The sequence below is a fragment of the Variovorax sp. 10N412 genome (assembly GCF_056394985.1).
Genome location: NZ_JBFTIO010000007.1, coordinates 289743 through 315891, shown reverse-complemented (window position 1 = coordinate 315891; position 26149 = coordinate 289743). Strand labels below are relative to the sequence as shown.

At 69.0% G+C, this 26149-nt stretch carries 25 protein-coding genes; 13 read left to right on the top strand and 12 right to left on the bottom strand.

The genetic code is table 11. From position 1 onward, the window contains the following. Position 1: 1 nt before the first annotated feature. From AC1DJH_RS19135 to AC1DJH_RS19115, 5 genes are all read left to right on the top strand, one after another. The gene (locus AC1DJH_RS19135) at positions 2 to 1813 is read left to right on the top strand and encodes a branched-chain amino acid ABC transporter ATP-binding protein/permease (RefSeq protein ID WP_478186763.1); all 1812 of its coding nucleotides are present in this window, start codon (positions 2 to 4) and stop codon (positions 1811 to 1813) included. A 165-nt stretch (positions 1814 to 1978) separates the two neighbouring features. Continuing rightward, positions 1979 to 2716, top strand: coding sequence for an ABC transporter ATP-binding protein (locus tag AC1DJH_RS19130; RefSeq protein WP_478186762.1), 738 nt, complete (start codon positions 1979 to 1981; stop codon positions 2714 to 2716). A 37-nt stretch (positions 2717 to 2753) separates the two neighbouring features. Continuing rightward, positions 2754 to 4490, top strand: coding sequence for a tannase/feruloyl esterase family alpha/beta hydrolase (locus tag AC1DJH_RS19125; RefSeq protein WP_478186761.1), 1737 nt, complete (start codon positions 2754 to 2756; stop codon positions 4488 to 4490). A gap of 31 nt (positions 4491 to 4521) precedes the next feature. Then, positions 4522 to 6267 (top strand): acyl-CoA dehydrogenase family protein, encoded by a 1746-nt coding sequence (locus tag AC1DJH_RS19120; protein WP_478186760.1) that lies wholly within the window; start codon positions 4522 to 4524, stop codon positions 6265 to 6267. A gap of 35 nt (positions 6268 to 6302) precedes the next feature. Further along, positions 6303 to 6803: a MarR family winged helix-turn-helix transcriptional regulator gene (locus AC1DJH_RS19115; protein WP_478186759.1), complete on the top strand. Its 501-nt coding sequence runs from the start codon at positions 6303 to 6305 to the stop codon at positions 6801 to 6803. 19 nt (positions 6804 to 6822) lie between these two features. Here AC1DJH_RS19115 and AC1DJH_RS19110 read toward each other — a convergent pair whose 3' ends face one another. Beyond that, the gene (locus AC1DJH_RS19110) at positions 6823 to 7476 is read right to left on the bottom strand and encodes a TetR/AcrR family transcriptional regulator (protein ID WP_478186758.1); all 654 of its coding nucleotides are present in this window, start codon (positions 7474 to 7476) and stop codon (positions 6823 to 6825) included. A 142-nt stretch (positions 7477 to 7618) separates the two neighbouring features. Here AC1DJH_RS19110 and AC1DJH_RS19105 point away from each other — a divergent pair, with 142 nt between their 5' ends. The 4 genes from AC1DJH_RS19105 (at position 7619) to AC1DJH_RS19090 (ending at position 10565) form a co-directional block, all read left to right on the top strand. Further along, positions 7619 to 8065, top strand: a complete 447-nt coding sequence (locus tag AC1DJH_RS19105; RefSeq protein WP_472124227.1) for a VOC family protein — start codon at positions 7619 to 7621, stop codon at positions 8063 to 8065. A gap of 52 nt (positions 8066 to 8117) precedes the next feature. After that, complete coding sequence (locus tag AC1DJH_RS19100) at positions 8118 to 8645, top strand: SRPBCC family protein (RefSeq protein WP_478186757.1); 528 nt, start codon at positions 8118 to 8120, stop codon at positions 8643 to 8645. A gap of 32 nt (positions 8646 to 8677) precedes the next feature. Beyond that, positions 8678 to 10138, top strand: coding sequence for a DHA2 family efflux MFS transporter permease subunit (locus tag AC1DJH_RS19095; RefSeq protein WP_472124233.1), 1461 nt, complete (start codon positions 8678 to 8680; stop codon positions 10136 to 10138). Positions 10139 to 10205: 67 nt separating this feature from the next. Then, entirely contained in the window at positions 10206 to 10565 is a 360-nt protein-coding gene (locus tag AC1DJH_RS19090; protein WP_478186756.1) for a DUF1428 domain-containing protein, read from the top strand. A 44-nt stretch (positions 10566 to 10609) separates the two neighbouring features. Here the strand turns inward: AC1DJH_RS19090 and AC1DJH_RS19085 are convergent, their stop codons facing one another. Beyond that, entirely contained in the window at positions 10610 to 11368 is a 759-nt protein-coding gene (locus AC1DJH_RS19085; RefSeq protein WP_435485038.1) for a sulfite exporter TauE/SafE family protein, read from the bottom strand. Between the two features lie 137 nt (positions 11369 to 11505). Beyond that, a complete protein-coding gene (locus AC1DJH_RS19080) occupies positions 11506 to 12345 on the bottom strand; it encodes an intradiol ring-cleavage dioxygenase (protein ID WP_478186755.1) in 840 nt (279 codons plus the stop codon). Positions 12346 to 12522: 177 nt separating this feature from the next. On the opposite strand from AC1DJH_RS19080, the gene AC1DJH_RS19075 reads away from it, so the two are divergent. Beyond that, positions 12523 to 13452, top strand: a complete 930-nt coding sequence (locus AC1DJH_RS19075; RefSeq protein WP_478186754.1) for a LysR family transcriptional regulator — start codon at positions 12523 to 12525, stop codon at positions 13450 to 13452. Positions 13453 to 13578: 126 nt separating this feature from the next. Then, on the top strand, positions 13579 to 14052 hold the full coding sequence (locus AC1DJH_RS19070) for a DoxX family protein (RefSeq protein ID WP_472124245.1): 474 nt from the start codon (positions 13579 to 13581) through the stop codon (positions 14050 to 14052). Positions 14053 to 14086: 34 nt separating this feature from the next. On the opposite strand, the gene AC1DJH_RS19065 is transcribed toward AC1DJH_RS19070, so the two are convergent. Further along, a complete protein-coding gene (locus AC1DJH_RS19065) occupies positions 14087 to 14827 on the bottom strand; it encodes a Crp/Fnr family transcriptional regulator (RefSeq protein ID WP_478186753.1) in 741 nt (246 codons plus the stop codon). A 56-nt stretch (positions 14828 to 14883) separates the two neighbouring features. Between AC1DJH_RS19065 and AC1DJH_RS19060 the strand changes: the two genes are divergently transcribed. Together AC1DJH_RS19060 and AC1DJH_RS19055 are read left to right on the top strand one after the other, a co-directional pair. Then, positions 14884 to 16545, top strand: a complete 1662-nt coding sequence (locus AC1DJH_RS19060) for an adenylate/guanylate cyclase domain-containing protein (RefSeq protein WP_478186752.1) — start codon at positions 14884 to 14886, stop codon at positions 16543 to 16545. 114 nt (positions 16546 to 16659) lie between these two features. Continuing rightward, positions 16660 to 17016, top strand: coding sequence for an alpha/beta hydrolase (locus tag AC1DJH_RS19055; protein WP_478186751.1), 357 nt, complete (start codon positions 16660 to 16662; stop codon positions 17014 to 17016). 24 nt (positions 17017 to 17040) lie between these two features. Here AC1DJH_RS19055 and AC1DJH_RS19050 read toward each other — a convergent pair whose 3' ends face one another. From AC1DJH_RS19050 to AC1DJH_RS19015, 8 genes are all read right to left on the bottom strand, one after another. Then, positions 17041 to 18102 carry a maleylacetate reductase gene (locus tag AC1DJH_RS19050; protein ID WP_478186750.1) on the bottom strand — a complete coding sequence of 354 codons (1062 nt, stop codon included), beginning with the start codon at positions 18100 to 18102 and terminating at the stop codon, positions 17041 to 17043. Between the two features lie 95 nt (positions 18103 to 18197). Next, positions 18198 to 19268 (bottom strand): RNA 3'-terminal phosphate cyclase, encoded by a 1071-nt coding sequence (gene rtcA / locus AC1DJH_RS19045; protein ID WP_478186749.1) that lies wholly within the window; start codon positions 19266 to 19268, stop codon positions 18198 to 18200. After that, on the bottom strand, positions 19265 to 20134 hold the full coding sequence (locus tag AC1DJH_RS19040) for a nucleotidyltransferase domain-containing protein (protein WP_478186748.1): 870 nt from the start codon (positions 20132 to 20134) through the stop codon (positions 19265 to 19267). Before AC1DJH_RS19040 ends, rtcA begins: the two co-directional genes overlap by 4 nt. Next, entirely contained in the window at positions 20131 to 21117 is a 987-nt protein-coding gene (locus AC1DJH_RS19035) for a ribonuclease Z (protein WP_478186747.1), read from the bottom strand. The genes AC1DJH_RS19040 and AC1DJH_RS19035 overlap by 4 nt, the downstream gene beginning before the upstream one ends. An 11-nt stretch (positions 21118 to 21128) precedes the next feature. Then, positions 21129 to 21674, bottom strand: coding sequence for a zinc-ribbon domain containing protein (locus tag AC1DJH_RS19030; protein ID WP_478186746.1), 546 nt, complete (start codon positions 21672 to 21674; stop codon positions 21129 to 21131). A 194-nt stretch (positions 21675 to 21868) separates the two neighbouring features. Continuing rightward, positions 21869 to 23092, bottom strand: coding sequence for an RtcB family protein (locus AC1DJH_RS19025; protein ID WP_478186745.1), 1224 nt, complete (start codon positions 23090 to 23092; stop codon positions 21869 to 21871). A gap of 41 nt (positions 23093 to 23133) precedes the next feature. Further along, positions 23134 to 23634, bottom strand: a complete 501-nt coding sequence (locus AC1DJH_RS19020; protein ID WP_478186744.1) for a hypothetical protein — start codon at positions 23632 to 23634, stop codon at positions 23134 to 23136. 788 nt (positions 23635 to 24422) lie between these two features. Continuing rightward, the gene (locus tag AC1DJH_RS19015) at positions 24423 to 26027 is read right to left on the bottom strand and encodes a vWA domain-containing protein (RefSeq protein WP_478186743.1); all 1605 of its coding nucleotides are present in this window, start codon (positions 26025 to 26027) and stop codon (positions 24423 to 24425) included. Positions 26028 to 26149 lie beyond the last annotated feature (122 nt).

Here is a 26149-nt window from a genome sequence, read left to right as displayed (position 1 = left end):
CATGGAAGCGCTCCTGAACCCTTCGTCGGCCCGCGTGCCCGACAAGAGCGCGCTGCGCACCTGGGGCCCGCTCGCGCTGATCGTGGTGCTGATCGCCCTGCCCTTTCTGCCGCTGCCCGACTTCTGGATCATCCAGCTCAACTACATCGGCATCTACACGCTGCCGGTGCTCGGCCTGGTGCTGCTCACCGGCGTGGGCGGCCTCACCTCCTTCGGGCAGGCGGCGTTCGTGGGCATCGGGGCGTACACCACCGCCTACCTCACGGTGAACACCGGCCTGTCGCCTTGGGTCACGCTGTTCATCGGGCTCGCGCTCACCGGCCTCAGCGCCGCCTTCATCGGCGCGATCACGCTGCGCATGTCGGGCCACTACCTGCCGCTGGCCACCATCGCGTGGGCGCTGTCGCTGTACTACCTCATGGGCAACCTCGACGCGCTGGGCAAGTACGACGGCATCCTGGGCGTCAAGGGGCTGTCGCTGTTCGGCTTCGAGTTCGGCCAGCAGCGCCTGTTCTACGGCGTGGTGTGGGCGTTCGCGATTCTGGCGGCGTTCGCGGTGATTCGCCTGCTCGACTCCCGCAGCGGCCGCGCCATCCGTTCCCTGGCGGGCGGCTCGCAGATGGCCGAGGCCATGGGCGTGAACACGCTGCGCTTCAAGATCGGGATCTTCGTGCTCGCGGCCATGCTGGCCTCGATCTCGGGTTGGCTGTTCGCGCACTTCCAGCGCACGGTGAACCCCTCGCCCTTCGGCCTGAAGATGGGCATCGAGTACCTCTTCATGGCCGTGCTCGGCGGCGCGGCCCACGTGTGGGGCGCCATTGCCGGCGCGGGCATCGTCAAGCTGCTCGAAGACCAGCTGCAGGTGCTGCTGCCCAAGCTCATCGGCACGGCCGGCAGCTACGAGCTGATCGTGTTCGGCATCATGATCGTGCTGGTGCTCAAGTACCTGCCCGACGGGCTCTGGGCCTTCGTCGACCGGCGCCTGCCGCGACCGCGCCGCAGCGTCGACTGGCAAGGCGCCAAGGACCTGCCCGCGCGCACCAAGCCGGCCCCCGGCGAGGTGGTGCTCGACGTGCAGGCCATCCGCAAGACCTTCGGCGGGCTGGTGGCGGTGAACGACATCAGCTTCCAGACGCGCGCCGGCCAGATCGTCGGCCTCATCGGGCCGAACGGCGCGGGCAAGTCGACCACCTTCAACCTGGTCACCGGCGTGCTGACCCTGTCGGGCGGCGCGGTGCGCTTCCGGGGCGAGGCCATCGGCGGGCTGGGCGCGCGGCAGATCGCGCAGCGCGGTGTGTCGCGCACCTTCCAGCACGTGAAGATGGTGGCCGACATGACGGTGCTGGAAAACGTGGCGCTGGGCGCGCACCTGCGCGGACGCAAGGGCGCCGTGGCCGCCATGCTGCGCATCGACCGCGCCGAAGAGCGCGCGCTGTTCCGCGAGGCCGAGCGCCAGCTGCAGCGCGTGGGCATGGGCGACCACCTGCACGAGCTCGCGGGCAACCTGGCCATGGGCCAGCAGCGCCTGCTGGAAATTGCGCGCGCCCTGTGCGCCGACCCGGCCCTGCTGCTGCTCGACGAGCCCGCGGCCGGCCTGCGCCACAAGGAAAAGGAAGCGCTGGGCCAGGTGCTGCGCCAACTGCGCGGCGAAGGCATGAGCATCCTGCTGGTCGAGCACGACATGGGGCTGGTGATGGACATCTGCGACCACATCGTGGTGATGGAATTCGGCACGCACCTGATGGAGGGCACGCCCGCCGAGGTGCAGCAGAGCGACAAGGTGCGCGCCGCGTACCTGGGCACGGAGCATTAGGATGAAGCACTCCCCCAGGCTTCGCGCACTTCGTGTCGCTTCTCCTTCCCCCTCGCCGGGGGCAACACTGGCGGCCCGGCAAAGCCGGTTCTGCGGTGTTCCTGGCCTTTGCCCCTGCCGGTTTCATGCATCGTGCGTCACACGCAGCGCGTTGGAGCATCCGAGATGAAAACACCCCCCCTGCTCCGCATCCGCGACCTGCACGCCGGCTACGGCCGCGCCGAGGTGCTGCACGGCATCGACCTGCAGGCCGACCAGGGCAGCGTAGTCACCGTGATCGGCCCGAACGGCGCCGGCAAGTCCACGCTGCTCAACGCGCTGATGGGCGTGCTGCCCGCCAAGGGCGTCATCGAGTTCATGGGCCAGCCGATTGCGGCGCTGTCGCTCGAAGAACGCGTGATGCTCGGCATTGCGCTGGTGCCCGAGAAGCGCGAGCTGTTCGCCACCATGCCGGTGGAAGACAACCTGGTGCTCGGGGCGTTCCGCCAGGTGCGGCTGCGCAACAAGCAATGGCGCGACCGCATCGACGAGGTCTACACGCTGTTCCCGCGCCTGAAGGAACGCCGCGCGCAACTGGCCGGCACGCTCTCGGGCGGCGAGCGGCAGATGCTGGCGGTGGGCCGCGCGCTGATGTCGCGCCCCACGCTGCTGATGCTCGACGAGCCCAGCCTGGGCCTGGCGCCGCTGGTGGTGCAGGAAATTTTCCGCACGGTCGACGCACTGCGTGCCACGGGCGTGACCATCCTGCTGGTGGAGCAGAACGCGCGCGCCGCGCTCGAAGTGGCCGACCACGGCTACGTGCTCGAAATGGGCAGCGTGAGCCTCGAAGGCGAAGCGAAGAAGCTGGCCGTCGACTCGCGCGTGATCGACACCTACCTGGGTGCAGCCAAGAAGGCGGCCTGACACAAAGACGCCGCAGCGTTCGCGGCAAGGAGACGACATGACACTGCAGCGCCACCTTCCCCTTGGCCTGTGCGCGACCGCGCTCGGCGTGGCCGCATTGCTCGCGGCGTGTGCCAGCCGTGCGCCGGCGCCGCATGCACCGCTGGCCGCCGCACGCCCCGGCACCCTGCAGGCCTGCACCGACCTGGCCGCCCGCGCCGCGCTGCCGGGCACGGTCTACACCTCGGTCACCGACGTGGCCGCCGGCACCGTCACGGTCGGCGGCGTGGCCATGGCCGCGCCCGCGCACTGCCTGGTGCAGGGCCGCATGAACGAACGCACGAGCCCCGTCGACGGCCAGCGCTACGCCATCGGCTTCGAGATGCGGCTGCCTGCCGCCTGGAACGGGCGCTTCTTCTACCAGGCCAACGGCGGACTCGACGGCGTGGTCGTTCCCGCACTCGGCGGCATCGGCGGCGGCGGCCCGCGCAGCAGCGCGCTGCAGATGGGCTTTGCCGTCATCAGCGCCGACGCGGGTCATGCCGGCGCGATGGGCCCGCGCTTCGGGCTCGACCCGCAGGCGCGGCTGGACTACGGCTACAACGCCGTCGCGCAGCTCACGCCGATGGCCAGGAACCTCATCGCCAAGGCCTACGGCCGCGGCCCCGACCGCTCCTACTTCGGCGGCTGCTCCAATGGCGGGCGGCACGCGATGGTGGCGGCGGTGCGATCGGCCGACCTGTACGACGGCATCCTCGCGGGCGACCCCGGCTTCAACCTGCCGAAGGCGGCGGTGGCGCAGCTCTATGGCGCGCAGCAGTACGCGGCCGTCGCGCGTGCGAAGACACCCGCCGGCGACCCCGACCTGCAGAGCGCCTTCACGCCCGCCGAAATGAAGCTGGTGGCCGACAAGGTGCTGCAGCGCTGCGATGCGCTGGACGGCCTGGCCGACGGCATCGTGTCGAACGTGCAGGCCTGCAGGACGCGCTTCGACATCCAGCGGGACGTTCCCACCTGCGCCGCCGGCGCAGTGGGTGCACGCGACGGCATGTGCCTCGGCGCACCGCAGAAGAATGCGCTCGCCAACGTGTTCAATGGCGCGCGCAACAGCGCGGGCCAGCCGATCTACAGCGGCTTTCCGTTCGACGCGGGCGTGAGCGGCGCCAACTGGCGCGAGTGGAAGTTCGCAAGCCCGCCCACGCGCGACGCGGGCGCCGTGGCCTTCATCTTCAGCACGCCACCGCAGGCCGACCGGCCGCAGGGCCTGCCCTTCGCGCTCGGCTTCGACATGGACCGCGACGCGCCGCGCATCGGGGCCACCGACGGCGTGTTCCGCGAATCGGCGCTGTCGTTCATGACGCCGCCGGATGCAGCCAACATTGGCGCGCTGCGCGACAAGGGCGGCCGCATGATCGTCTACCACGGCACCAGCGACCCGGTGTTCTCGTCGGACGACACCGCCGCCTGGTACGAGCGCGTGCAGGCCGCGAACGGCGGCGATGCGTCTTCGTTCGCGCGCTACTTTCCGGTGCCCGGCATGAACCACTGCGCGGGCGGCCCGGCCACCGACCAGTTCGACATGCTGAGCGCGCTGGTCGACTGGGTCGAGCAGGGCAAGGTGCCCGCCTCGGTCACCGCCTCCGCGCGCGGCGCGGGCACGCCGGTGCCCAATGCCGAAGTGCCGGCCAACTGGTCGGCGCAACGCACGCGGCCGTTGTGCCCCTATCCGCAAGTCGCCACCTATGCCGGCGGCGACACCGAGCGCGCCAGCAGCTTCGTCTGCAAGGCCCCCTAGTTCCCGAACCTGTTCCGAACCCGAGCCCCCGATGGATTACCAGCCCCGCCCCGACGACATCCGCTTCCTGCTGAACGCCGTGCTCGACGCGCCCGCGCGCCTGCGTGCGCTCGCGCCCTTCGCCGAGGTCGACGAGGCGCTGCAGTCGCAGGTGCTCGAGGAGGCCGGCCGCTTCGTCGGCGAAGTGGTGGCGCCGATCAACCGCGGCGGCGATGAAATCGGCTGCCGCTTTGCCAACGGCGAAGTCGTGTCGCCACCCGGCTTTCGCGCGGCCTACCAGGCCTTCGTCGACGGCGGCTGGCCCGCGCTGTCGGCCGCCACGCAAGACGGCGGCCAGGGCCTGCCGGCGGTGCTCGAAGCCGTGCTCTATGAATGGCTGGCCGCCGCCAACCACGGCCTCACGATGGCGCCCGGCCTGCTTCATGGCGCCTATGCCTGCCTGAAGCACCACGGCAGCGACGCGCTGAAGCAGCGCTACCTGTCGAAGATCGCGAGCGGCGAATGGCTCGCCACCATGTGCCTCACCGAGGCGCACGCAGGCAGCGACCTGGGCCAGGTGCGCACGCGCGCCGTGCCGCAAGCCGATGGCAGCCTGCGCGTGAGCGGCGGCAAGATCTTCATCTCGGGCGGCGAGCACGACCTGACGCCGAACATCGTGCACCTGGTGCTGTGCCGCCTGCCCGATGCGCCCGCGGGCCCCAAGGGCCTGTCTCTGGCGCTGGTGCCCAAGCTGCTGCCCGACGGCGCACGCAATGCGGTGCACTGCGAGCGCATCGAAGAGAAGATGGGCCTGCACGGCAGCCCCACCTGCACGATGCGCTTCGACGACGCCACCGGCTGGCTGGTCGGCGAGCCCGGCCGCGGACTGGCGGCGATGTTCGTGATGATGAATTCGGCGCGCCTGCATGTGGCGCTGCAGGGCATCGGCCTGCTCGACGCCGCCTGGCAGAAGGCCGACGCCTATGCCGCCGAGCGCCGCCAGATGCGCGCGCCCGGCCCGGTGCCCGCGAGCCGCGGCGGCGAAAGCGCCGACCTGATCGCCGAGCACCCGGCCGTGCGCCGCATCCTCGACACGCAGCGCGCCTGGATCGACGGCGCGCGCACGCTGGCCTACCGCAGCGCGCTGATGCTCGACGTGGCCGCGCACGACGCCGACCCCAAGGCGCGCGAGCGCGCGCAGCGCTGGTGTTCGTTCGTCACGCCGGTGCTCAAGGCCGCGTGCACGCAGCAGGCCTTCCAGGGCGCGAGCGAATGCCTGCAGGTGTTCGGCGGCCACGGCTACGTGCGCGAATGGGGCATCGAGCAGGTGGTGCGGGACGCGCGCGTGACCATGATCTACGAGGGCACCAACGAGATCCAGGCCATCGACCTGCTGGTGCGCAAGGTGCTGCCCGACGGCGGCGCCGGCATGTCGGGCGTGCTGCTCGAGCTGCGCGACACGCTGGACGCCTCGCGCGAGGCCGATGCCGACGTGCAGCGCCGGCTGGCGCAGCTGCGCTACCTGGGCACTACCGTGGCCATGGCCGCGCATGCCAACCCGGTGCTGCCGTACGAAGTGGCGGACGACTACCTGCGCGTGACGATGCTCACGATGATGGCGTGGGCCTGGGCGCGCATCGAGGCGGTGGCGCCCGAGGACGCGGGCAAGGCTCGCTCGGCGGCCGCCTTCCGGCGCTGGGTGCTGCCCGAGTTCGAGATGCGCCTGGGCATCGTCAAGAAGGCCTGCGAGACGGTGGCGCTCACGCACGCGGCTGCGCCCGCCGGTGCCGCCAAGTAGCGCTGGTGCCCGCTGCCTCGCGTTACGCTCACGCCATGTCGACGCCACGGAAATCCACCCCCGCAAAATCAGTTGCCGCCAGGAGCGAACCGGCGCCGCCCGGCAAGCCGGACCGGCTCGATGCCCGCATGCTCGAAACCCTGGTCGGCTACAACGCGCGGCGCGCATGGCTCATCGTCACCGACCTCTTCTCGGAACGCATGGCGCCCTACGGGCTCAAGCAGATCGACTTTTCCGTGCTCTCGCTGCTGGCGCACAACCCGGGCGCCACGTCGCGCCAGCTGTGCAACACGCTGGAGATCCTGCCGCCCAACCTCGTGAGCCTGGTGGCCACGCTGGACAGCCGCGGCCTCATCGAGCGCCGGCCGCATCCGCACGACGGGCGCGCCGTGGGCCTGCACCTGACGCCGGCCGGCGAGACATTGATCCGCGAGGCCGAGCAGGCCGTGGTGCAGCTGGAAGCCGAAGCCAGCGCCAGGCTCAGCGCACGCGAGCGCGAGACGCTGATCAAGCTGCTGCAGAAGATGTACCTCTAGGCCTTGCAGCGCCCGGCTTCTAGAGCCCGCGTTCGACCATGTCGATGAGGCGCTGGCCCAGCGGCTGGATGACCTCGGCGCCCATGCCGCGCAGCGGCCCGTCGATGATGAGCAGCGCCAGCCCGTGCACGGCCGACCACGCGAGGTACTCGGCATTCGGGCGCCGTGCTGGGTCGAGAACGCCGGCATCCACGAGCCGGTCGATCGCCTTGCCCAACAGCTGGAACGGGTCCATCCCGCTCGCGCCGGCCTTGTCGGGGCCGATTTCGCCGCGGCCTTCGTCGGAAATCACGAACGCGGTGCGAAACAGGCCCGGTTCGGCCTGCGCGAACCCCAGGTAGGCGGTGCCGATGGCGCGCACCTGCGCGCGCGCGAAGTCGGCGGGCGGCTGGTCGCAGGGCAACACGGCCAGTTCCTTTTCCATCGCGCTCGCCGCCGCGGCCAGGGCCGCCCCGCGCACGGCCAGCAGCAGTTCCTGGCGGCTTCCGAAATGCCGGTACGCCGCGTTCGGCACCACGCCCGCGCGCCGCGTGGCTTCGCGCAGCACCACCGCGTCGGGGCCACCGTCGCGCGCCAGCTCGATGCCCGCATCCAGCAAGGCCCGGCGCAGATCCCCGTGGCGGTAGGTGCTGCGGGCGGCAGGCAGGCTTTCAGGGACGTTGTTGAGCTTCATCGAAATTCCATGTGGACACTGTCCATTATCCCTGCTATTCTTTGTGGACGGTGTACACAACTTGTCGTCGATCCTTTCAGATGGTTTGCGGCCATGACACCGGGGCCTGCCGACCCACCCTCATCCTTCCAAAGGAATTGCCATGAAAGTCCAGTCCTACCTCTCGTTCGAAGGCCGCTGCGACGAAGCGCTCGGCTTCTACAAGAAGGCGCTCGGTGCCGAGGTCGTGCAGCTGATGCGCTACAGCGAGGCCCCTCCCGCACCGTCGTCCCCGCCTTCGGACAACGCCGACGCCGGCTGCGGCGGCGCCATGCCCGCCGGCGACAAGGTGATGCACGCGGTGGTGCGCATCGGCGAGACCGAGCTCATGGCCTCCGACGGCCGCTGCTCGGGCCAGGCCGAGTTCAAGGGCGTGATGCTCGCGCTCACCGCCAGCACCGACGCCGAAGCGCGCCAGTGGTTCGACGCGCTGGCCGACGGCGGCCAGGTGCTGCAGCCGCTGATGCCCACCTTCTTCACCTCCAGCTTCGGCATGCTGAACGACCGCTTCGGCCTGGGCTGGCTGCTGGTGGTGCACCAACCCGGCTGATCCATCCCCGCACGCCTTTCACTTTCATACACAGCCTCCAGAGACGCTTTCCATGCTCAAGACCATCGCACTCGCCATCGTCGTCGCAGTCGCCGCGCTGCTGATCTTCGCGGCCACGCGGCCCGGCACCTTCCGCGTCGAACGCACCGCGCGCATCGACGCACCGCCCGAGAAGATCTTTCCGCTGATCGACGACTTCCACCGCTGGGGCACGTGGTCGCCCTACGAGAAGCTCGACCCCGCCATGAAGCGCAGCTTCGGCGGCGCCGCCAGCGGCAAGGGCGCCACCTATGCCTGGGAGAGCGACGGCAAGGCGGGTGCGGGGCGCATGGAGATCGTGGAGTCGACGCCTGCGTCGAAGGTCGGCATCAACCTCGACTTCACCAAGCCCATCGAAGGCCACAACCTCGCGGAGTTCACGCTGCAGCCCCAAGGCAACGCGACCCAGGTCACCTGGTCGATGCAGGGAGAGAGCCCGTACATCGCCAAGCTCATGGGCATCTTCTTCAACATGGACCAGATGATCGGCAAGGACTTTGAAGCAGGCCTCGCCAATCTGAAGGCCGCCACCGAAAAGTAACCGAAGCGACGCTTCGAGGAGCTCCACCTCTCATGACTGCGCAACCCGACAACCGCAAGCGCTGGCTCGCCTTGATGGTGCTGTGCCTGGGCGTTCTGATGATCGTGCTCGACACCACCATCGTGAACGTGGCGCTGCCCTCCATTCGCACCGACCTGGGCTTCAGCGAGACCTCGCTGGTCTGGGTGGTGAACGCCTACATGCTGACCTTCGGCGGCTTCCTGCTGCTGGGCGGGCGCCTGGGCGACCTGTACGGACACCGCCGCGTGTTCCTCGCGGGCCTGGTGCTGTTCACGCTGGCTTCGCTGGCCTGCGGGGTGTCGACCTCGCAGGGCCTGCTGGTGGCGGCGCGCGCGGTGCAGGGGCTGGGCGGCGCGGTGGTGTCGGCCGTGTCGCTCTCGCTCATCATGAATCTCTTCACCGAACCGGCCGACCGCGCCAAGGCCATGGGCGTGTACGGCTTCGTGTGCGCGGGCGGCGGCAGCATCGGCGTGCTGCTGGGCGGGCTGCTCACGAGCACGCTGAGCTGGCACTGGATCTTCCTGGTGAACCTGCCGATCGGCGTGGCCGTGTACGCGCTGTGCGTGGCGCTGCTGCCCGGCGCGCGCGGCCATGCGCACGGCGAAAAGCTGGACGTGGCGGGCGCGGTCACGGTCACGCTGTCGCTGATGCTCGCGGTGTACGGCGTGGTCAACGGCAACGAGGCCGGCTGGGGCTCCGCGCAGACGCTGGGCATGCTCGGCGCCGCCGTGGTGCTGCTGGCCGCGTTCATCGCCATCGAGTCGCGCGTGCGGCATCCGCTGATGCCGCTGGGCCTGTTCCGCCTGCGCAGCGTGTCGGTGGCCAACGTGGTGGGCGTGCTGTGGGCCGCGGCCATGTTCGCGTGGTTCTTCATCTCCGCGCTGTACATGCAGCTGGTGCTGAACTACACGCCGATGCAGATCGGCCTGGCTTTCCTGCCGGCGAACGTGATCATGGCGGTGTTCTCGCTGGGCCTGTCCGCCAGGATCGTGATGCGCTTCGGCATCCGCAAGCCGCTGGCCGCAGGGCTGTGGCTCGCCGCCATCGGCCTGGCACTGTTCGCGCGCGCACCGGTGAACGGCAGCTTCGTGGTCGACGTGCTGCCCGGCATGATGCTGCTCGGCCTGGGCGCGGGCATGGCGTTCAACCCGGTGCTGCTGGCCGCCATGAGCGAGGTGAGCCCCGCCGATTCGGGCTTGGCCTCGGGCGTGGTCAACACCGCCTTCATGATGGGCGGCGCGCTCGGGCTGGCGGTGCTGGCCAGCGCCGCGGCGGCGCGCACCGCGTCGATGGAAGCGGCCGGCGCGCAATTGCCGCTGGCGCTCACCGGCGGCTACAACCTGGCGTTTCTCGTCGGCGCCGTGTTCGCGGCGGCCGCGGGCCTCATCGGGGTCTTGATGCTTCGCTCCGCGATGCCGGGGCCGGCGCCGAACAACGAAGAAGCAGCACCCCGCGGCACGGCGGCCTCATGAGCAGCACGCGATGCAAGTGCCGCTTTTCTTCCTTCAACGTTTCCACCCTTTGTTCAGGAGAAGCACCATGGCCCGCTATGTAGACGGATTCATCGTCGCCGTACCCACCGCCAACGTCGAGGCCTACCGCAAGCTCGCGCGCAAGGCCGGCAAGGTCTGGATGGAATACGGCGCGCTCGCGTACGTGGAGTGCATAGCCGACGACGTGAAGCCCGGCAAGCTCACCTCTTTTCCGCAGAGCGTGAAGCAGAAGGCCGACGAGACGGTCGCCTTCTCCTGGATCACCTACAAGTCGCGCAAGCACCGCGACGCGGTGAACGCCAAGGTCATGGCCGACCCGCGCATCGCGTCGATGGACCCGAAGACCATGCCGTTCGATGCGAAGCGGATGATCTTCGGCGGCTTCAAGTCGATCGTCGAGTACTGAGCTGGCCCCTGGCTGCATCCCGAAGGGGCGTGGCTGCGCCGGCCTCAGGCCAGGAAGCCGTCGTAGACGAGCTTCAGGCCGGTGAGCAGCATGCCCAGGTACACGAAGCGATAGAACCACGTCGCATCGATGCGACGCGCAATGCGAATGCCGACCCACACGCCGAAGGGCGCGATCGGCATCAGCACCAGCGAGGTGGCCAGCGTGCGCAGGTCGATCAGGCCGAGCCACGCATACGGGACCCACTTGCTGAGGTTCACCACGAAGAAGAAGTACGCCATGGTGGCCGTGAACACCACCGGCGTGAGCCGCAGCGGGATCACGTAGGCGTTGATCGGCGGCCCGCCCGCATGCGCGATGAAGCTGGTGAAGCCCGACACCGTGGTCAGCACCGCGCCCACGCCGCGCGAGGGCAGCGGGTCGTCGGGCTTGGGCGGGAACAGCAGGCGCTGCGCCAGGAACAGCAGCGTGAACACGCCCACGATGCCCGCCACCGTGTGCGCCGACAGCATGCGAAACAGCAGCGTGCCGATCACCGTGCCCAGCAGGCCGAACGGAATCAGGAACTTCAGCAGCGAGCGGTCGAAGTCGCGCCGGAACGCCGCCAGGCCCAGCACGTCCATCAGCAGCAACAGCGGCATGAGGATGGCGGCCGCCTGCGGCACCGTGACAGCCAGCGCCATCATCGGCACCGCGAGCGAACCGAAGCCGGCGCCGAAGCCGCTCTTGCTGATGCCGAGCAGCAGCACGGCGGGAATGGCGACCGCATAGAAATGCGGGTCGGTGATCAGGGGAAAGGCCATGGGGAAACGCAACGCATAAAAAAGCCCACCGGGGCGGCGGGCTCGGCGAGCGTAGCAGGATGAGGCCACGCCCGCCTGGCCGGGCGGCGATCGCCTTTCGCGCAGGGACTGCAGAACCTGCAGGGCGATGGCGCCACTCAGGCCGGCTGCTTCAAGGGGTTCAGCACGAAGTCGAAGTCGAGCCGCCAGCGGCCGTCGGCCTGCTGTGTCCACGGCGCCACCAGCGACTGGCGCACCGCGAACACCGCGTCGGAATCGAGCCACTGGTCGCCGTCGCGGAACACGTGGGTGATGAGCGGCTCGTAGCCCGGCGCCTCGATCTTGAAATGCAGGTGCGCGGGCCGCCACGGGTGGCGCTTGGTGGCGCGCAGCAGGTCGCCCACGGGGCCGTCGACCGGAATGGGGTAGGCCTCGGCCAGCACGCTGCGAAAGTGCAGCGAGCCGTCGGGTGCGGTGCGCAGGCGGCCGCGGTTCTCGGAGTGGTCGAGCCCTTCGTGCTGCACGTCGTAGTGGCCGCCCTCGTCGGCCTGCCACACGTCGACCACCGCGCCGGCCACCGGCTCGCCGCCCAGGCCGCGCACCGTGGCATGCACGTCGCAAGGCGCGCCGGCGGCACCGTTGGCCACGTCGGCGCCCTGCTCGTACTCGGGGGCGCCCTCGAAGTAGAAGGGGCCGAACACGGTGGCCTCGGTGCAGCCGGCGGGCTTGTCGTTGTTCATGGCGATGGTGAGCATCGACAGGCCCAGCACGTCCGACAGCAGGATGAACTCCTGACGCTTGTCGTCGCACTTCTGGCCGGTGGCCGTGAGGTACTGGATGCCCTGGAACCACTCTTCCTCGGTGAGCTTCACCTCGCGCGCGAAGGCGTGCAGGTGCTGCACGAGGCTGGTCATGATCTCGTGCAGGCGTGGACTGGGCGTGTCGGCGAAGCGCGCGAGCACGGCCTGCGTGATGTTGTCCTGGTCGAGGTTGCGCATCGTGGTTGTCTCCATGGATCTCGGGGGTACGGCGCACTGTAGGCCCCGGCCGCATCCCCTGAAAGCACCCGGGGCGCAAATGATTTTTCCACCCAGCGGAACGGTCGGCCCCGGCACTGCGCCAAAATCCCCCGGCCCGACAAAAGACAAGGCCGAAAAGCCCGGAGACACACGCCCATGGACCGCTGGACCGAGATCGCCCTGCTCGTGCAGATCGCCGACGCCGGCAGCCTGAGCCGCGCGGCCGAGGCGCTGGGCCTGTCGAATGCCGCGGCCAGCCGTCACCTGAGCGCGCTCGAGGCCCGGCTGGGCGCACGGCTGGTGGAGCGCAACACGCGCCGCCTGTACCTCACCGACACCGGCCGCGAGTTCTGCGGCCGCGCACGGACCATCCTGGCCGACCTGTCGGATGCCGAATCGACGGTGAACGCCACCGCGCTGAACCCGACCGGGGTGCTGCGCGTGACGGCGTCGCTTTCTTTCTCGATCCACCACATCGCGCCGCTGCTGCGCGAGTACACGCAGCGCTACCCGGGCGTGACGGTGCACGTGGAGGCGGCCAACCGCTACTTCGACCTGATCGACAACAACATCGACGTGGCGATCCGCACGCGCGAGTACGAGCCCGACTCGAACGTGACGATCCGCCGGCTGGGCGAGACGCGGCGCATCCTGGCGGCGTCGCCGCGCTACTTTGCGCAGCACGGGTTTCCGAAGACGCTGGACGAGCTCGCGCAGCACAAGCTGCTGATCTACACCCACGCAAACAACCCGAACGAGCTGCGCTTCAGCCGCGCGGGCGAGACCCGCACGGTGTCGGTCACCGGGCTGCTGGAGTCGAACGACGGCCAAGTGCTGCGCGCCGCCGCGCTCGACGGCATGGGCATCCTGGTGCAGCCGACCTACATCGTCTACGACGACATCGTCGCCGGCCGGCTGGTGCCCGCGCTGGACGACTGGGACCTGCCGCACCTGACCATCAACCTGGCCTACCCGAGCCGCAAGCACCTGTCGGCCAAGGTGCGCAGCTTCATCGACTTCATGGCGGCGCATTTCCAGAAGATGGACTACGAGCGCAAATGGACCGGCCACTTCGGCAGCCACTGAGCGCGCCAGGCGGCCTTTGCGCCAGAACATGTGCGTAAACGCACATCCCGCATTGCGGCAGCTGCGCACACTGGAAACGCAACCGCCGCATTCCGTGGCGGACCCTTCCCATTCCAAGGATCTGCCATGAACACCCAGGCTGTAGCCGCCAACACCCCGCGTGCGCCGATCGCATCGTCGCCGTCCGCCCTGTCCCCGACCAGCACCGACGACGCCGGCAAGCTGGTGATCCGCCTGACGGTCGGCTTCCTGGTGCTGCTGCACGGCATCTTCAAGCTGTCGGCCGGCGTGGGCTTCATCGGCGGCATGCTGGCCAAGGCCGGGCTGCCGGGCGGGCTGGCCTACCTGGTGTACGTGGGGGAGATCGTCGCGCCGCTGCTGATGATTGCCGGCGTCTTCACCCGCGCCGCCGCAGCGGTGGTGGTCATCAACATGCTGGTGGCCTTCGGCCTGGTGCACATGGCCGACCTGTTCGCGCTGGGCAAGCAAGGCGGCTGGGCGCTGGAACTGCAGGGCCTGTACCTGTTCGGCGCGCTGACCGTGGTGCTGCTGGGCGCGGGGCGCTTCAGCATCGGCGGGCGCAACGGCCGCTACAACTGAGCGGCCACTGAGCTGCCACTGAGCGCCTTGCGGCTCAGCCGGCGTCACCCCTGACCTGCGAGACCATCAGCTCCAGGCGGGCCACGTCGGCCACCAGCAGGGCCTTGTCGTCCTTGCGCAGCACGCCGCTGCGCACCAGCACGTTGAGCTCGCGGGTCACCTGCTCGCGGTTGGTGCTGATCTGGCTGGCCAGCGCCGCGTGCTTGGGCGCCGGCGCCAGCCGGGCCTGGTTGCCTTCGATGCCCGCAGCACGGGCCAGGCGCAGCAGCTCGGCATGCAGCCGGTTCTGCACGCCCAGGGTGCTCAGGTCGATCACCCGTTCGGACAGCTGGCGCACCAGCGAGGCCAGCCGCTGCATCACCCGCTCGGCCACCAGCGGCTCGTCGCGCAGCAGGGCCATGAAGGCGGCGCGGTCCAGGCTGGCCACCACGCTGGGCTCCAGCGTGACCACGTCGGCGGAGCGCGGGCCGCCGTCGATGGCGGCGATGTCGCCGAAATGCTCGCCGGCCTCGGAGTCGCGGAAGGTCACCTGCCGGCCGTTGGCCGAATAGGTCGTCACCCGGACCCGGCCCGAGACCAGCAGGAACACCTCGCCCTGCTGCTCGGCGCGCAGCAGCAAGGGCTTGCCCGCCTCCACGCTGTGCCACAGGCACTGCTGGGCCAGCAGGTCCAGGCGCCGGTCGGGCAGGCCCTGGAGCAGCGCGACGTGGCGCAGCGCGAGGCTGGAGCGGGGAGCCGCGGAAGAAGAAGAGGGTGCGGATTCGGGTTTGGCCATGCCGGGGGTCGGTGGGGGCGCGCGCATTATGCTCGGGTGCCGTTTCGAACCCGTTCATGGACAGACGTTCCCACCCCTCCCCTTTTTCGCTGAGACCGCCCACACGGCGCAATCTCCGCTGGGTGAGCGGCCTGGTGCTGATGGCGTACATCACGTTCCACCTGCTGAACCATGCGCTGGGCATCTATTCGTTCACGGCGGCCGAGACCGTGCTGCGCGGCGTGCAGAAGTTCTGGCACAGCCTGCCCGGTACCGCGCTGCTGTACGGCGCGGCCGCCACGCACCTGGCGCTGGCCGTCGTCGCGCTGTGGGAGCGCCGCACGTTGCGCATGCCGCCGCTCGAAGGGCTGCGCGTGCTGCTGGGCTTCGCGCTGCCGCTGCTGCTGGCCACCCACCTCACGGCCATGCGCGGCGCCTACCTGGCCTACGGCATCGAAGGCTCCTACGTGCGCGTGGTCTGGGGCCTGTGGGACTGGCAGGGCGCCGCCGCGCAGCTGGGCATGATGCTCGCGGCCTGGGCGCACGGCTGCCTGGGCCTGCACTTCGCGCTGCGGGTGCAACCGGCATACCGGCGCTTCTCGCACCTGCTGCTGGCCGTGGCGGTGGTGTTGCCGCTGGCGGCGGCGATGGGCTTCGTGTCGATGGGGCGCGAGTTCCAGTGGGCCGGCGTGCCGCCGGTCGTGCTGCCGACGCCCGAGCAGGGCCAGGCCCTGAACGCGGCTGAACGCTACATCAAGTGGACCTACGGCCTGGCGCTGCTCGCCCTGCTGGCCGCACGCTGGGGGCGCAACGGGTTTGCACGCTGGACGCGCCAGCCCTCGGTCACGCTGCGCTACCCCGGCCGCACGGTGCAGGTGCCGCGCGGCTGGAGCGTGCTGGAGGCGAGCCGCTCGCACGGCATCGACCATGTGTCGATCTGCGGCGGGCGGGCGCGCTGCTCCACCTGCCGCGTGCGCGTGGCCGGCCCGGCAGCGCACGTCGGCGAGCCGGGCCGCGACGAGCAACGCACGCTGGAGCGCGTGCGCGCACCGGGCGACGTGCGCCTGGCCTGCCAGCTGCGCCCGCGCGGCGACATCGAGGTAACGCCGCTGTTCGCGCCCCGGCCCAACGAAGGCCGGCCCGCGCCGGTGGGCAACTTCGGCCGCGAGCGCGACGTGGCCATACTGTTCGTCGACCTGCGGCGCTGGTCGGGCCTGTCGGAGCGGCAATGGCCCTTCGACCTGGCCTATGTGCTCGACCGCTATTTCGCCACCGTGGGCGCCGCCGTGCGCGAGAGCGGCGGCGTGCCCAACCAGTTCATCGGCGACAGCGTGATGGCGATCTTCGGGCTCGAGGCCGACCTGCCCACGGCCTGCCGGCAGGCGCTGCGCGCCACCGAGTTGATCGGCGAGCGCATGGACGCATGGAGCGAAGGCTTCGAGGCCCAGTTCGGCCAACGGCTGGAGTTCGGCATGGGCCTGCACGCGGGCCGCGCGGCGGTAGGTGAGGTGGGCTACCTCGAAACCACCACCTTCACCGCCATCGGCGAAGTGGTGAACACCGCAAGCCGGCTGCAGGACCACTCCAAGATGGCTGCATCGCGGCTCGTCGTGTCGCTGTTTGCCGCCGAGCAGGCGGGCGCGGCCGGGGCGATGGGCACGCCCGAAATGCTCGCCGTGCGCGGCCGCTCCGAAGCCCTCCCGGTGCTGTACCCACCGCAGGCGGCAGTCCCCCGGTAATCGCCGAAAGCGGTGCGCAAACGCACATCGCCAACCACGATGCGGTTTCACACTGCATGCCGTGGCAACGACGAATGTCCGCCGCCCACAGAGACAGACCAAGGGACTCTCACCATGAACACCAAGCAACTCATCGCCATCTCCGCCGCCGCCCTCGCCATGCTGGGCACCGCCGGTGCCCACGCCGAGACCTACGAAGGCGTGCACGCCCTCACCTCGTACGCCAGCCGCGCCGACGTGCAGGCAGAAGCCGTGGCCGCCGCGCGCGCCGGCAATCCCTATTCGGACAGCGCCGCCGAAGGCACCGTGGCCGTCAACTCCACGCTCGATCGCAGCGCCGTGCGAGAGCAGGCCGTGGCCGCCGCCCACAACCCGCTGCAAAGCCTGGACCGCCGCGCGTTCTACCGCGACCAGGTGCCTTCGGCCTACAACAAGCCCACGGTGTCGTTCACGCGCCAGGCCGGCCTGTAAGACGCCACGCGGCCCTGCCGCGAATCAGGGCCGCACACCCTCCCAGGCGTTCTGCAGCAAGGCACGGATCGCATCGCGCGCCAGAGGGCGCGGGTTGGGGTACTGGTTCTGCAGCGCATGCGCGCAGGCCAGGTCGAGGTCCGATTCCTTCATGCCGATGTCGCGCAGCGCGACCGGCGCGCCGTTGTCGCGTGCCAGGTCGTACACAGCCTGCGCGGCGCTGCTTCCGCCCAGCGCCTTCACGATGCGGGCCATCGCACGCGGCGCCGCCTCGGCGTTGTAGGCCAGCGCGTGCGGCAGCACGATGGTGTGCGTCTCGGCATGCGGCAGGTTGAAGCTGCCGCCCAGCGTATGGCACAGCTTGTGGTGCAGCGCCATGCCCACGTTGCCGAGCACCGTGCCGCACAACCAGGCGCCGTAGAGCGCGTCGCTGCGCGCGCCCAGGTCCTTGGGCGTGGCGCGGATGGCGGGCAGCGCACGGCCCAGCGCAGCAATGCCTTCCTGCGCCATCAGGTCCATGACCGGGTTCGAATCGACCGCGTAGAGCCCTTCGGCCGCGTGCGCGATGGCGTTGATGCCGCTGGTCACGCTCATGCCCACGGGCAGCGTCAACGACAGCTCGGGGTCGTAGATCACGGTGCGCGGCAGCACCTTGACATCTTTTCCCGTCTTCTTCATGCCGGCCTCGGTGATGCCGTAGATCGGCGTCATCTCCGAGCCCGCGTAGGTGGTCGGAATGGCCAGGATCGGCAGGCCCGAGTCGAGCGCAATGGCCTTGCCCAGCCCGGTGGTCGAGCCGCCGCCGATGGCCACGGCACAGTCGGCGCCCAGGCGCTGCGCCACCTCGCGGGCTTCACGCGCGGTCTCGATGGGCACGTGCATCACCGCGCGGTCGAACACGCCGGCCGCGTGCGCGCCCAGCATGTCGGCGATGCGCTCGGCCTGCGGCCGCTGCTCGGGCGTGGACAGCACCAGGGCGCGCCGCGCGCCCAGCGCGTCGATCTCGCGCGCCAGGTGCTGCAGCGACCCGGCACCGAACACCACACGCTGGGCAACGCTGTTGTAGATGAAGGGCTGGAGCGGCATGGTGCTGTCTTTCTGCGGGGGGAGTCGTGCGTCCACGCGAGTGTTCACCCGCGCCGGGTCACGTTCAACCCCAGGGGCGGAAAGGAGTTTTCCGTTCAGCGGGCTAAGCCCGGGCGAACGGGATTGCCTTCAAGCGGCACGACCTGCACCGTGCAAGCCTGGCGGCTTTCGGTGATGGCGAAGCGCACCGGCAGGAAGCGCTCGATCACCGCGCAGTTGGTGCGCGTGTGCTCCGTCACCTCGCTGCAGGTGAAGGCGCAGGCCTTCCGGCCCTGCCACGCGGCCAGCGCCAGCAGCAGCGCCAGCTGGTCCGCGAGGTGCGGACCGACCGCCGCCTCGCTCTTCTGGAATTCGCGCAGCTCCTTCACCAGCCCGTGCGCCACCTGCTCGGCGCTCAGCGACTTCTCGCCGAAGGCCGTGAACACCTCGGTGACATGCTCGTAGGCCAGCGTGGCCAGCAGCGCATTGCCCGGGCCCTCGTTCTGCCTCGCCGTGCCGAAGCGCAGCTGCTCGCCAGACCAGCCCATCGCACCGCCCAGCGTGTCGAGCTCGCGCGTGGGCACGTGGCGCGGCAGGCCGGGGGCCAGGCATTCCGCGTAGCCGGACTGGTGCGCGCCGCGCGCCATCAGGTCGAAGGGCTGCAGCGCGCCGGCCGCCGGGACGATGAGCGCGTCGACCTCGCCGCCGCCCGCCGGATAGAAACCGCAACGGCGCAGCGTGAGCTGCAGATCGGCACCCAGGCGACGCACCAGCGGCGCGAAGGCACGTTCCAGGAAGTGGAACGGCGGCGCCATCGGGTTGTGCGTGCCGCCGCTCAGGTGCACCGTGCTTGGCGTACCGGCCAGCAGCAGAGGCGGCAGCACTGTCTGCAGCACCAGCATGCAGCTGCCCGCGCTGGCGATCGCAAAGCGGTACTCGCCCGCGCGCACCGGGCCGGGCACGAAGCGCAGCGACTGCGAGCCGAGCTCGGCCCCGTCGACCTGCGCACCGCTGATGGCCGCGGCCGCGGTCACGCACGCCAGGTGCTGTCGCATGAGGCCGGGCTTGGCGCGGCCCGCGCGGATCTTCTCGATCGCCAGCGGCTGGCCCGTGGCCACCGACAGCGCGAGGCTGGTGCGCAGGATCTGGCCGCCGCCCTCGCCTTGCGAGCCGTCGAGCTCGATCATGCGTGGCCTCCTTCGCCTGCAACCGTTGCCCTTGCCTCCGCCGCCGCATCGAAGCGCAGCACCGTCTCGCAAAGGAAGGCATCCAGCCCCGAACCGTCGGCCGACGGCAGCGGCGTCACCGGCTCGGCCGCATTGGCCGCCAGCTCGGACTCGATGAACGCATGGATGCCGGGCCAGCGCGGGCTGGTCGCGGCTTCGCCGGCGCGCATCTTCACCTCGAGCAGCGCGTTGATCTCGCCGATCAGCGCGGCGTCGCGCACCGCGTCGAGCGTGCCCTGCGCGAGGTCGGCAAAGCGCATCGGCGGCACGCCAGGCCGTGCGCGGATCCAGCGCGCGGCCAGCAGCGGGCGCAGCACGTAGAGGTACTTCTTGTAGCGCACCTCGTCGGCCTGCAGGTGCTCGCGAAAGTTCTTCTTCGCCATCGAGGTGTAGTGGTGCCAGCCGCGCGCGTTGGAGAACACCGCCTCCGACAGCGCGCGAAAACGCGGCATCGCCGCCGCGTCGTCGCGGTACACGACGGGCGAGCGCAGCCATTCGAGCAGCGTGGGGTTCGACTCGCGCATCAGGCCCAGCGCCTTGCGCAGGTCCCAGCCGTTGATGTCGAGGTCGCCGCTGATCGGCACTTCGATCACGTCGCGGCGCGGCTGCACCGTGAGGTACCACGGCAGGCGGTTGACGTAGATGAAGCGCACGTCGTAGTCGCTGTCGGGCGAGGCGAAGCCCCAGCCGCGGCTGCCGGATTCGCAGGCGAAGAGCACGGTGACGTCGTGCTTCACTTCGATGTCGCGCAGGTTGTCCATGATCTGCGCGCGCATGGCGGGCTCTATCGGGTGGTCGGAGCGCAGGAATTCCTCGGTGTTGTTCATTGGTCTTCTCCCTTCTTCATTTTTTCTTCTTGCGCACGCGCCACGGTCACCGTGCCGGCACTGTCGAGCGCAAATACATCCAGGTCGTCGGCCAGGAACGCACGGCCGCTGTAGTGCGCCTGCGTCTCGGCCATCAGCGCCGCCATGCCTTCGTCGTTCTGGTGGCGCGCGCTGAAATGCGTGAGCACCAGGTTCGGCACGCCGGCGGCCTGCGCGGCTTCGGCCAGCAGGCGCGCCGAGCTGTGCATCGGGCCGGGGCCGACCTTGTCGAGCACGTCCTGCGTGTAGGTGGCCTCGTGCACCAGCAGTTGCGCACCCTGGCAGGCGTCGTGCAGCAGCGCCGGAGCGGCGTTGTCGCCGCCCAGCACGGCGGCCGCGGTGTCGACCTGCATCTCGGCAAAGTCGGCACTGCGCAGCAGCTTGCCGTTGAACGGCACATCCTCCCCGGTCTGCAGCGCGCGCCACGCGGGGCCGGGCGGCAGGCCGGTGGCCTTGAGCGCTTCGGCCTTCAACCGCGCGCGACGGGTCTGCACCTGCACGCGGTAGGCGTGGCTGGGCACGCGGTGGCGCAGCACATGCCGCTCGATGCGCACGCCGGGCGCCTCGTACACCAGCGCCTGGTCTTCGACGTCCACGTGCTCCACCTCGTACGGCAGGTGCAGGTCGGTCAGCGCGCGCGTGGCCTGGAACCACTGCCACACGGGCAGCGGCGCGATCAGCTTCAGCGGGCGGGTGCGCTTGCCCATGCCCGCGCTCGCGAGCAGGCCCGGCAGGCCGTAGCAATGGTCGCCGTGCACATGCGTGATGCAGACGGCGGCCATGTCGTGCAGGGACAGCGGCGTCTGCAGCAGACGGTGCTGCGTGCCTTCGCCGCAATCGACCAGGAACCAGTCGGCGCCGAGCACGGTTTGAACGGCGAGTCCGGACACGTTGCGGTGCCGCGTGGGGGTGCCTGAAGAGGTTCCCAGAAAAGTCAGTTTCATCATCACGTCGATCACTCCCTGCGCATCAGCGCGCTTGCGGCGGCGTCTGCGGCGACGCGCTCCCAACCAAAGTATCGGCGACCGCCTTGCGGGCGGTTCGCCATCAGTGCACGGAGCTTTTCAAGCTGCGCTTCGCCACCCCAGCGCGCCATCGTCTGGATCGCCACCACACGCAGGCTCCACCATTTGCTTTGCAGCGCCGCATCGACTTCGGCCAACGCTTGCGCGCAGGGCTTCATGTCGCCTAGCGCGCGCAGGCGATCGGTCTGCTCGCCCAGAAGGTTCGCGCCCGGTCCCGCATTGCGCAAGCGCGCGCGGCGCGCGCGGCGGCAAGCCAGGCAGCGCACGGCGCGGCTGTCGATGGGGCCGTGCACCGTCTCGTACCACCACTTCTGTTGCTTGGCGGCCCACACTTCTTCGGCGCCGCAATCGCGGCAGGTGAAGGGGCGCGCGAGGTAAGACGCCGGCAGCGGCCCGTAGCTGTTGTTGTACCTCTGCAGCACGGACCGGTCCGCGGGCTCGCTGTTCGATTCATCACCGTGCGACCAGGGCGTCAAGGCGCCTTGCGCACAGCGCCGCGCAATCAGCGTGGCAGCGCGCTGCAGGCGATGCGCCTTGATTTCGGCGCGCCGCTGCTTGTTGCTTTTCATTTTTTTCAACCTCCGTCGACCAGCGCCGCAAAGGCGGCCCCGACGACCTCACCCCTTCGGCAGCGCCTTCACTTTCAAATGGCGGCACCAGGCCGTCATCGTCACCCCTTCACGCACACCACCTGCTTGAGCGTGTAGACCACCTCCACCAGGTCGTGCTGCGCCGCCATCACCGCATCGATGTCCTTGTAGGCCATCGGAATCTCGTCGATCACGTCGGCGTCCTTGCGGCACTCCACGCCTTCGGTCGCGGCGATCTGGTCGGCGATGGTGAAGAGCTTCTTCGCCTTGGTGCGGCTCATCTTTCGACCGGCGCCGTGGCTGCAGCTCATGAAGCTCTCGGGGTTGCCCTTGCCGCGCACGATGTAGCTCTTCGCGCCCATGCTGCCGGGAATGATCCCCAGCTCACCGGCCTTCGCGCTCACCGCGCCCTTGCGGGTGACGAGCACGTCTTGCCCGAAGTGCGTCTCGCGGCTCACGTAGTTGTGGTGGCAGTTCACCGCTTCCACGTGCGCCTCGAAAGGCTTGGTGATGACCTTGCGCGCGGCCGCGACCACGCGCTGCATCATCACTTCGCGGTTGGCGCGCGCGAACTTCTGGGCCCAGCCCACCGCACGCACGTAGTCGCCGAAGTACTTGGCGCCTTCCTCGAAGTACGCCAGGTCCTGGTCGGGCAGGTTGCGCTGGTGCAGTTCGGCGTCCTTCTTCGCGAGCTCGATGAAGTGGGTGCCGATGGCGTTGCCCACGCCGCGCGACCCCGAGTGCAGCATGAACCACACGGCGCCCGCCTCGTCCAGGCACACCTCGATGAAGTGGTTGCCGGTGCCCAGCGTTCCCAGGTGCTTGTGGTTGTTGGTGTTCCTGATGCGCGGGTAGTCCTCGCAGATCAGGTTGAACTCGTCCACGAGCGTGGCCCAGGCCGCATCGGTTTCGTCGGGCGGCGTTTCCCACGCGCCCTTGTCGCGGCCCATGCGCTTGGGGTTGCTTCCGTGCGGCACGGCCTTCTCGATCGCCGAACGCAGCGGGCCCAGGTTGTCGGGCAGGTCGCGGGCGTTGAGCGTGGTCTTGCAGGCCATCATTCCGCACCCGATGTCCACACCCACCGCAGCGGGAATGATCGCCTTGAAGGTCGGGATCACCGAGCCCACGGTCGCACCGATGCCGTAGTGCACGTCGGGCATGGCCGCGATGTGCTTGAACACGATGGGCAGGCGAGCGGCGTTTTCCAGCTGCTTCTGCGCTTCGTCTTCCACGGGCACGCCGTTCGTCCACATCTTCACGGGGACGCCGTTGGGTACTTCGTGCAGTTTGTAGTTCTGTTCCATTTCTTTTTTCTCTCTCTTTTCTGTCTTGTCTTGTTCGATTGCTAGTTATAGAAATCCTGCGGCCGCCTCTTGAATGCCGCGATGAGCACCTCGTAGGCACGAAGCGGAAAGTCGTGCTCCACCCACCGCTCGCGATACGTCTCGGGCCCGCACTCCACGTAGATGCGCTCCAGAATCGCATGGATATTGCGCACCAAGTCCACACGCTGGACGAAGCCGCTTGCCAGCACCTTGTAGTTGTCGGCGGCGGTCATTTCCCAGCTCGCCCAATCGTGGTAGCTGCGCAGCTCGAAGCTCAGGTCGTCCTTGTCGCCCGTCACCACCAGCTGCACCTCACCGGGCTCGTCCATGAATACCGCCGTGGCGCTTTGCGCGCCCTTCGCCAGCTCGACCCCCATGCGCGCGAGGTCGCCCAGCGAATCGTGCAGGTACGACACCGCGAACGCCATCGTTTCGGCGTCGGCACGAAAACTGAACGTGGCCCAGCCGGTGCCGCTCAGCACGTAGCCGATCCGTTCCTGGGTGCGATCTTCTTCCAACATGATCTTCTTTCTATCTGACAACAACGGCGTTCACTGACTTGGTGGACACGGCGGGATTCGAACCCGCATCAATACGGCGACCATGGTTCTTGAGTCCGATGGCCCAGTCGACGATTGGAAACGCGCGCCAGTGACAGACCCGTCATCGGAGCCAGCACCTGCATCCTCAACCGTACTCGTCAACCGACTTTCCCGCCGCATCCGGTGCTACCCGGACTGCGGACATGACAACAACATTTTTCGCAGTGGCGCTCCCTTCGGTGCCTGCGTGCCCAGAACAAAAAAGAGGTGACGAGGAGCGACGGGTCGTGAACTGAGCTATCTGCCGAAACAGACCGGGACTCGGACCCGGGACCTTCATGGCCAGGACCATGACGCTCTTTCCTGTAAACCCGCCTGCATTCACCTCAAAACAAAAAGCAGCGACAAGAATCGACGAAACGTCGTGCTCTGCCACTGAGCTACGGTCTTGCGACCGGCGGGATTCGAACCCGCGACCACGAGATTCATAGTCTGTAGTTCCGCCAGCATTCGCTGCAAAAAACAGTGCGACAAGGATGGCAAGACATGCCCACCGGCGAGCCGGTGTCGGGGTTCGACCCCCGGGCGTCCAGATGTAGTCCTGCCTGCATTCGCACAACAACTTTCATCCCCGTTCGGCGACAAACGATCGATGCGAGGGAGAACATGGTTGGATGTACTCGCATCTGCATTCGCCGAACGACGACCTTCAATTCTTCGGATCGGGCACCGCGGGCCGAGGCCCACGGCACCCTCTCTCTTTTCCTTCAGATCGAAGTCTCTTCGATCACCCCCACCCAGTGGCCGGCGCCCAGACCGCCCGCGGCATACACCGCCAGCAGCTTGAACACTTCGTCGCTGAAGCCGCCGATGTTCAGCACATCGTCACGCTCCGGCGCCTGGGTGGTCGCACAGGGCTGGATGTCGATGCACACCAGCCGCGCCTTCGGGTTGCGCTTCTTGAACGCCTCCCACTCCTGCATGGTCGCGGTGCCGCGGCCACGGGCACGGTCGGCCCACGACTCGTTGTCCGACACCAGCACCACCAGATCGGCTTGCGCCTTCTCCTTGTTCAGCAGCGCCAGCGGCGCGCTGCACGAGGTTCCGCCGCCGCCCACCGCGGCCAGCCTGGCCGCGTTGGTCATCACCGAATCACGCGGATTCAGCTTCAGCGACACCACCTTCGTCTCGAAGGGCAGCACACGCGCATCCGCATTGCGGCGCAGCACGGCGGCAGCCACCAGCGCGGCCACGTCGATGCATCGCACCGCCGACGTCGCCGAACCGCGGTGGCCCGTCACCGGCGAGCTCATCGAGCCCGACACGTCGGGGCACACCACCACGCGGCCCTCGAACACCGGCACGTTGGCCAGCGCGAGCTCCATCGCGTCCTGCAGCGCTTCCTTCACCACGTGCGGCACCTCGGCGCCGGTTGCGGTGTAGGCGGCCATCAGCTGGTACGGCAGCACGCGGGCCTTGGCCACGGCCTGCGGGTCACGCAGCTTGGCGGCCACCGCCTCCGCGAGGCCCGGCAGCTCGAACACACCATGGCGCGCAAAGGTGTTCAGGTTCTGACGCACCATCTGCCACGAACCACGCAATGCGATCTGCGCCCAGGCCTGCGTATCCAGCTCCAGCGCGGTCAGCATCTGGAACGGCACGTCCGGCACTTCCATGGCCCCCACGCTCGGCACTTCGTGTCCTCGCTGCCCCCCGAGGGGGCGCTCGGCGCGGTCCTGCTTGAAGCGTTCGAACGCCTGCGTCACCGGAGGCAGCGCTTCCAGCGCATACGGACGACCGATCAGCCATGCGAACCATGCGGCGCGCCATGCTTCGGCGGGCTTCGGGTGAACCATCTTCACCACGTCGGCCAGCGAAGGCGTGTTGCCCACCGAGGCGTTCAGCAGTTGCGCCTCGGTCGCTTCGAGCAGCCATTGCTGCACGAGCTTCTTCGGACGCGTACCGAGCGACTTGCGGCCCACGGCACCCGAACGCAGCATCTGCACGAAGTTGCGCAGCATCTTGCCGTTGTCCACCACGCGGGGGAACACCTTGGCGAGCAGCGACACGTCGCGCACCGCCAGCGTGGCGGCCAGCAGCGCCGGCATGTCCTTCATGTGGCCGGAGCGACGGGCGTACACGGCCGTCTTGGCGACGAACACCGGGTCGGCTTCGCGGGCCAGGGCCAGCACGGTGTCGAGCTGGTCCTGCGCTTGTGCGTAGAAGGTGTTGTTCAGGCAACCGGTGGCCGCGAGCTGCGCCAGCTGGTGCTTGGGCGACAGCGCGTAGGCGGCGCCGCCGGCTTCGTTGCGCACGTCGGCCGCAGGTTGCAGGGCACCGCGCAGCGTCTGGAAGAGTTGAAGATTGGCCATGTGACTTCTCCGTGTCCGGTTCTTTTTGTTCGGTTGATTTCTTGAATGTGTGATCCTTATTGCAACGTGTGTGCCAGCGTTTTTCCAGACAGGTGCGAAATCGTTCAAACCATTGATTTGAT

What these genes read in the sequence shown, in the direction of transcription:
- AC1DJH_RS19135 (WP_478186763.1), top strand. Translation starts at nt 2, where the DNA reads ATGGAAGCGCTCCTGAACCCTTCGTCGGCCCGCGTGCCCGACAAGAGC.
- AC1DJH_RS19130 (WP_478186762.1), top strand. Translation starts at nt 1,979, where the DNA reads ATGAAAACACCCCCCCTGCTCCGCATCCGCGACCTGCACGCCGGCTAC.
- AC1DJH_RS19125 (WP_478186761.1), top strand. Translation starts at nt 2,754, where the DNA reads ATGACACTGCAGCGCCACCTTCCCCTTGGCCTGTGCGCGACCGCGCTC.
- AC1DJH_RS19120 (WP_478186760.1), top strand. Translation starts at nt 4,522, where the DNA reads ATGGATTACCAGCCCCGCCCCGACGACATCCGCTTCCTGCTGAACGCC.
- AC1DJH_RS19115 (WP_478186759.1), top strand. Translation starts at nt 6,303, where the DNA reads ATGTCGACGCCACGGAAATCCACCCCCGCAAAATCAGTTGCCGCCAGG.
- AC1DJH_RS19110 (WP_478186758.1), bottom strand. Translation starts at nt 7,476, where the DNA reads ATGAAGCTCAACAACGTCCCTGAAAGCCTGCCTGCCGCCCGCAGCACC.
- AC1DJH_RS19105 (WP_472124227.1), top strand. Translation starts at nt 7,619, where the DNA reads ATGAAAGTCCAGTCCTACCTCTCGTTCGAAGGCCGCTGCGACGAAGCG.
- AC1DJH_RS19100 (WP_478186757.1), top strand. Translation starts at nt 8,118, where the DNA reads ATGCTCAAGACCATCGCACTCGCCATCGTCGTCGCAGTCGCCGCGCTG.
- AC1DJH_RS19095 (WP_472124233.1), top strand. Translation starts at nt 8,678, where the DNA reads ATGACTGCGCAACCCGACAACCGCAAGCGCTGGCTCGCCTTGATGGTG.
- AC1DJH_RS19090 (WP_478186756.1), top strand. Translation starts at nt 10,206, where the DNA reads ATGGCCCGCTATGTAGACGGATTCATCGTCGCCGTACCCACCGCCAAC.
- AC1DJH_RS19085 (WP_435485038.1), bottom strand. Translation starts at nt 11,368, where the DNA reads ATGGCCTTTCCCCTGATCACCGACCCGCATTTCTATGCGGTCGCCATT.
- AC1DJH_RS19080 (WP_478186755.1), bottom strand. Translation starts at nt 12,345, where the DNA reads ATGCGCAACCTCGACCAGGACAACATCACGCAGGCCGTGCTCGCGCGC.
- AC1DJH_RS19075 (WP_478186754.1), top strand. Translation starts at nt 12,523, where the DNA reads ATGGACCGCTGGACCGAGATCGCCCTGCTCGTGCAGATCGCCGACGCC.
- AC1DJH_RS19070 (WP_472124245.1), top strand. Translation starts at nt 13,579, where the DNA reads ATGAACACCCAGGCTGTAGCCGCCAACACCCCGCGTGCGCCGATCGCA.
- AC1DJH_RS19065 (WP_478186753.1), bottom strand. Translation starts at nt 14,827, where the DNA reads ATGGCCAAACCCGAATCCGCACCCTCTTCTTCTTCCGCGGCTCCCCGC.
- AC1DJH_RS19060 (WP_478186752.1), top strand. Translation starts at nt 14,884, where the DNA reads ATGGACAGACGTTCCCACCCCTCCCCTTTTTCGCTGAGACCGCCCACA.
- AC1DJH_RS19055 (WP_478186751.1), top strand. Translation starts at nt 16,660, where the DNA reads ATGAACACCAAGCAACTCATCGCCATCTCCGCCGCCGCCCTCGCCATG.
- AC1DJH_RS19050 (WP_478186750.1), bottom strand. Translation starts at nt 18,102, where the DNA reads ATGCCGCTCCAGCCCTTCATCTACAACAGCGTTGCCCAGCGTGTGGTG.
- rtcA (WP_478186749.1), bottom strand. Translation starts at nt 19,268, where the DNA reads ATGATCGAGCTCGACGGCTCGCAAGGCGAGGGCGGCGGCCAGATCCTG.
- AC1DJH_RS19040 (WP_478186748.1), bottom strand. Translation starts at nt 20,134, where the DNA reads ATGAACAACACCGAGGAATTCCTGCGCTCCGACCACCCGATAGAGCCC.
- AC1DJH_RS19035 (WP_478186747.1), bottom strand. Translation starts at nt 21,117, where the DNA reads ATGAAACTGACTTTTCTGGGAACCTCTTCAGGCACCCCCACGCGGCAC.
- AC1DJH_RS19025 (WP_478186745.1), bottom strand. Translation starts at nt 23,092, where the DNA reads ATGGAACAGAACTACAAACTGCACGAAGTACCCAACGGCGTCCCCGTG.
- AC1DJH_RS19020 (WP_478186744.1), bottom strand. Translation starts at nt 23,634, where the DNA reads ATGTTGGAAGAAGATCGCACCCAGGAACGGATCGGCTACGTGCTGAGC.
- AC1DJH_RS19015 (WP_478186743.1), bottom strand. Translation starts at nt 26,027, where the DNA reads ATGGCCAATCTTCAACTCTTCCAGACGCTGCGCGGTGCCCTGCAACCT.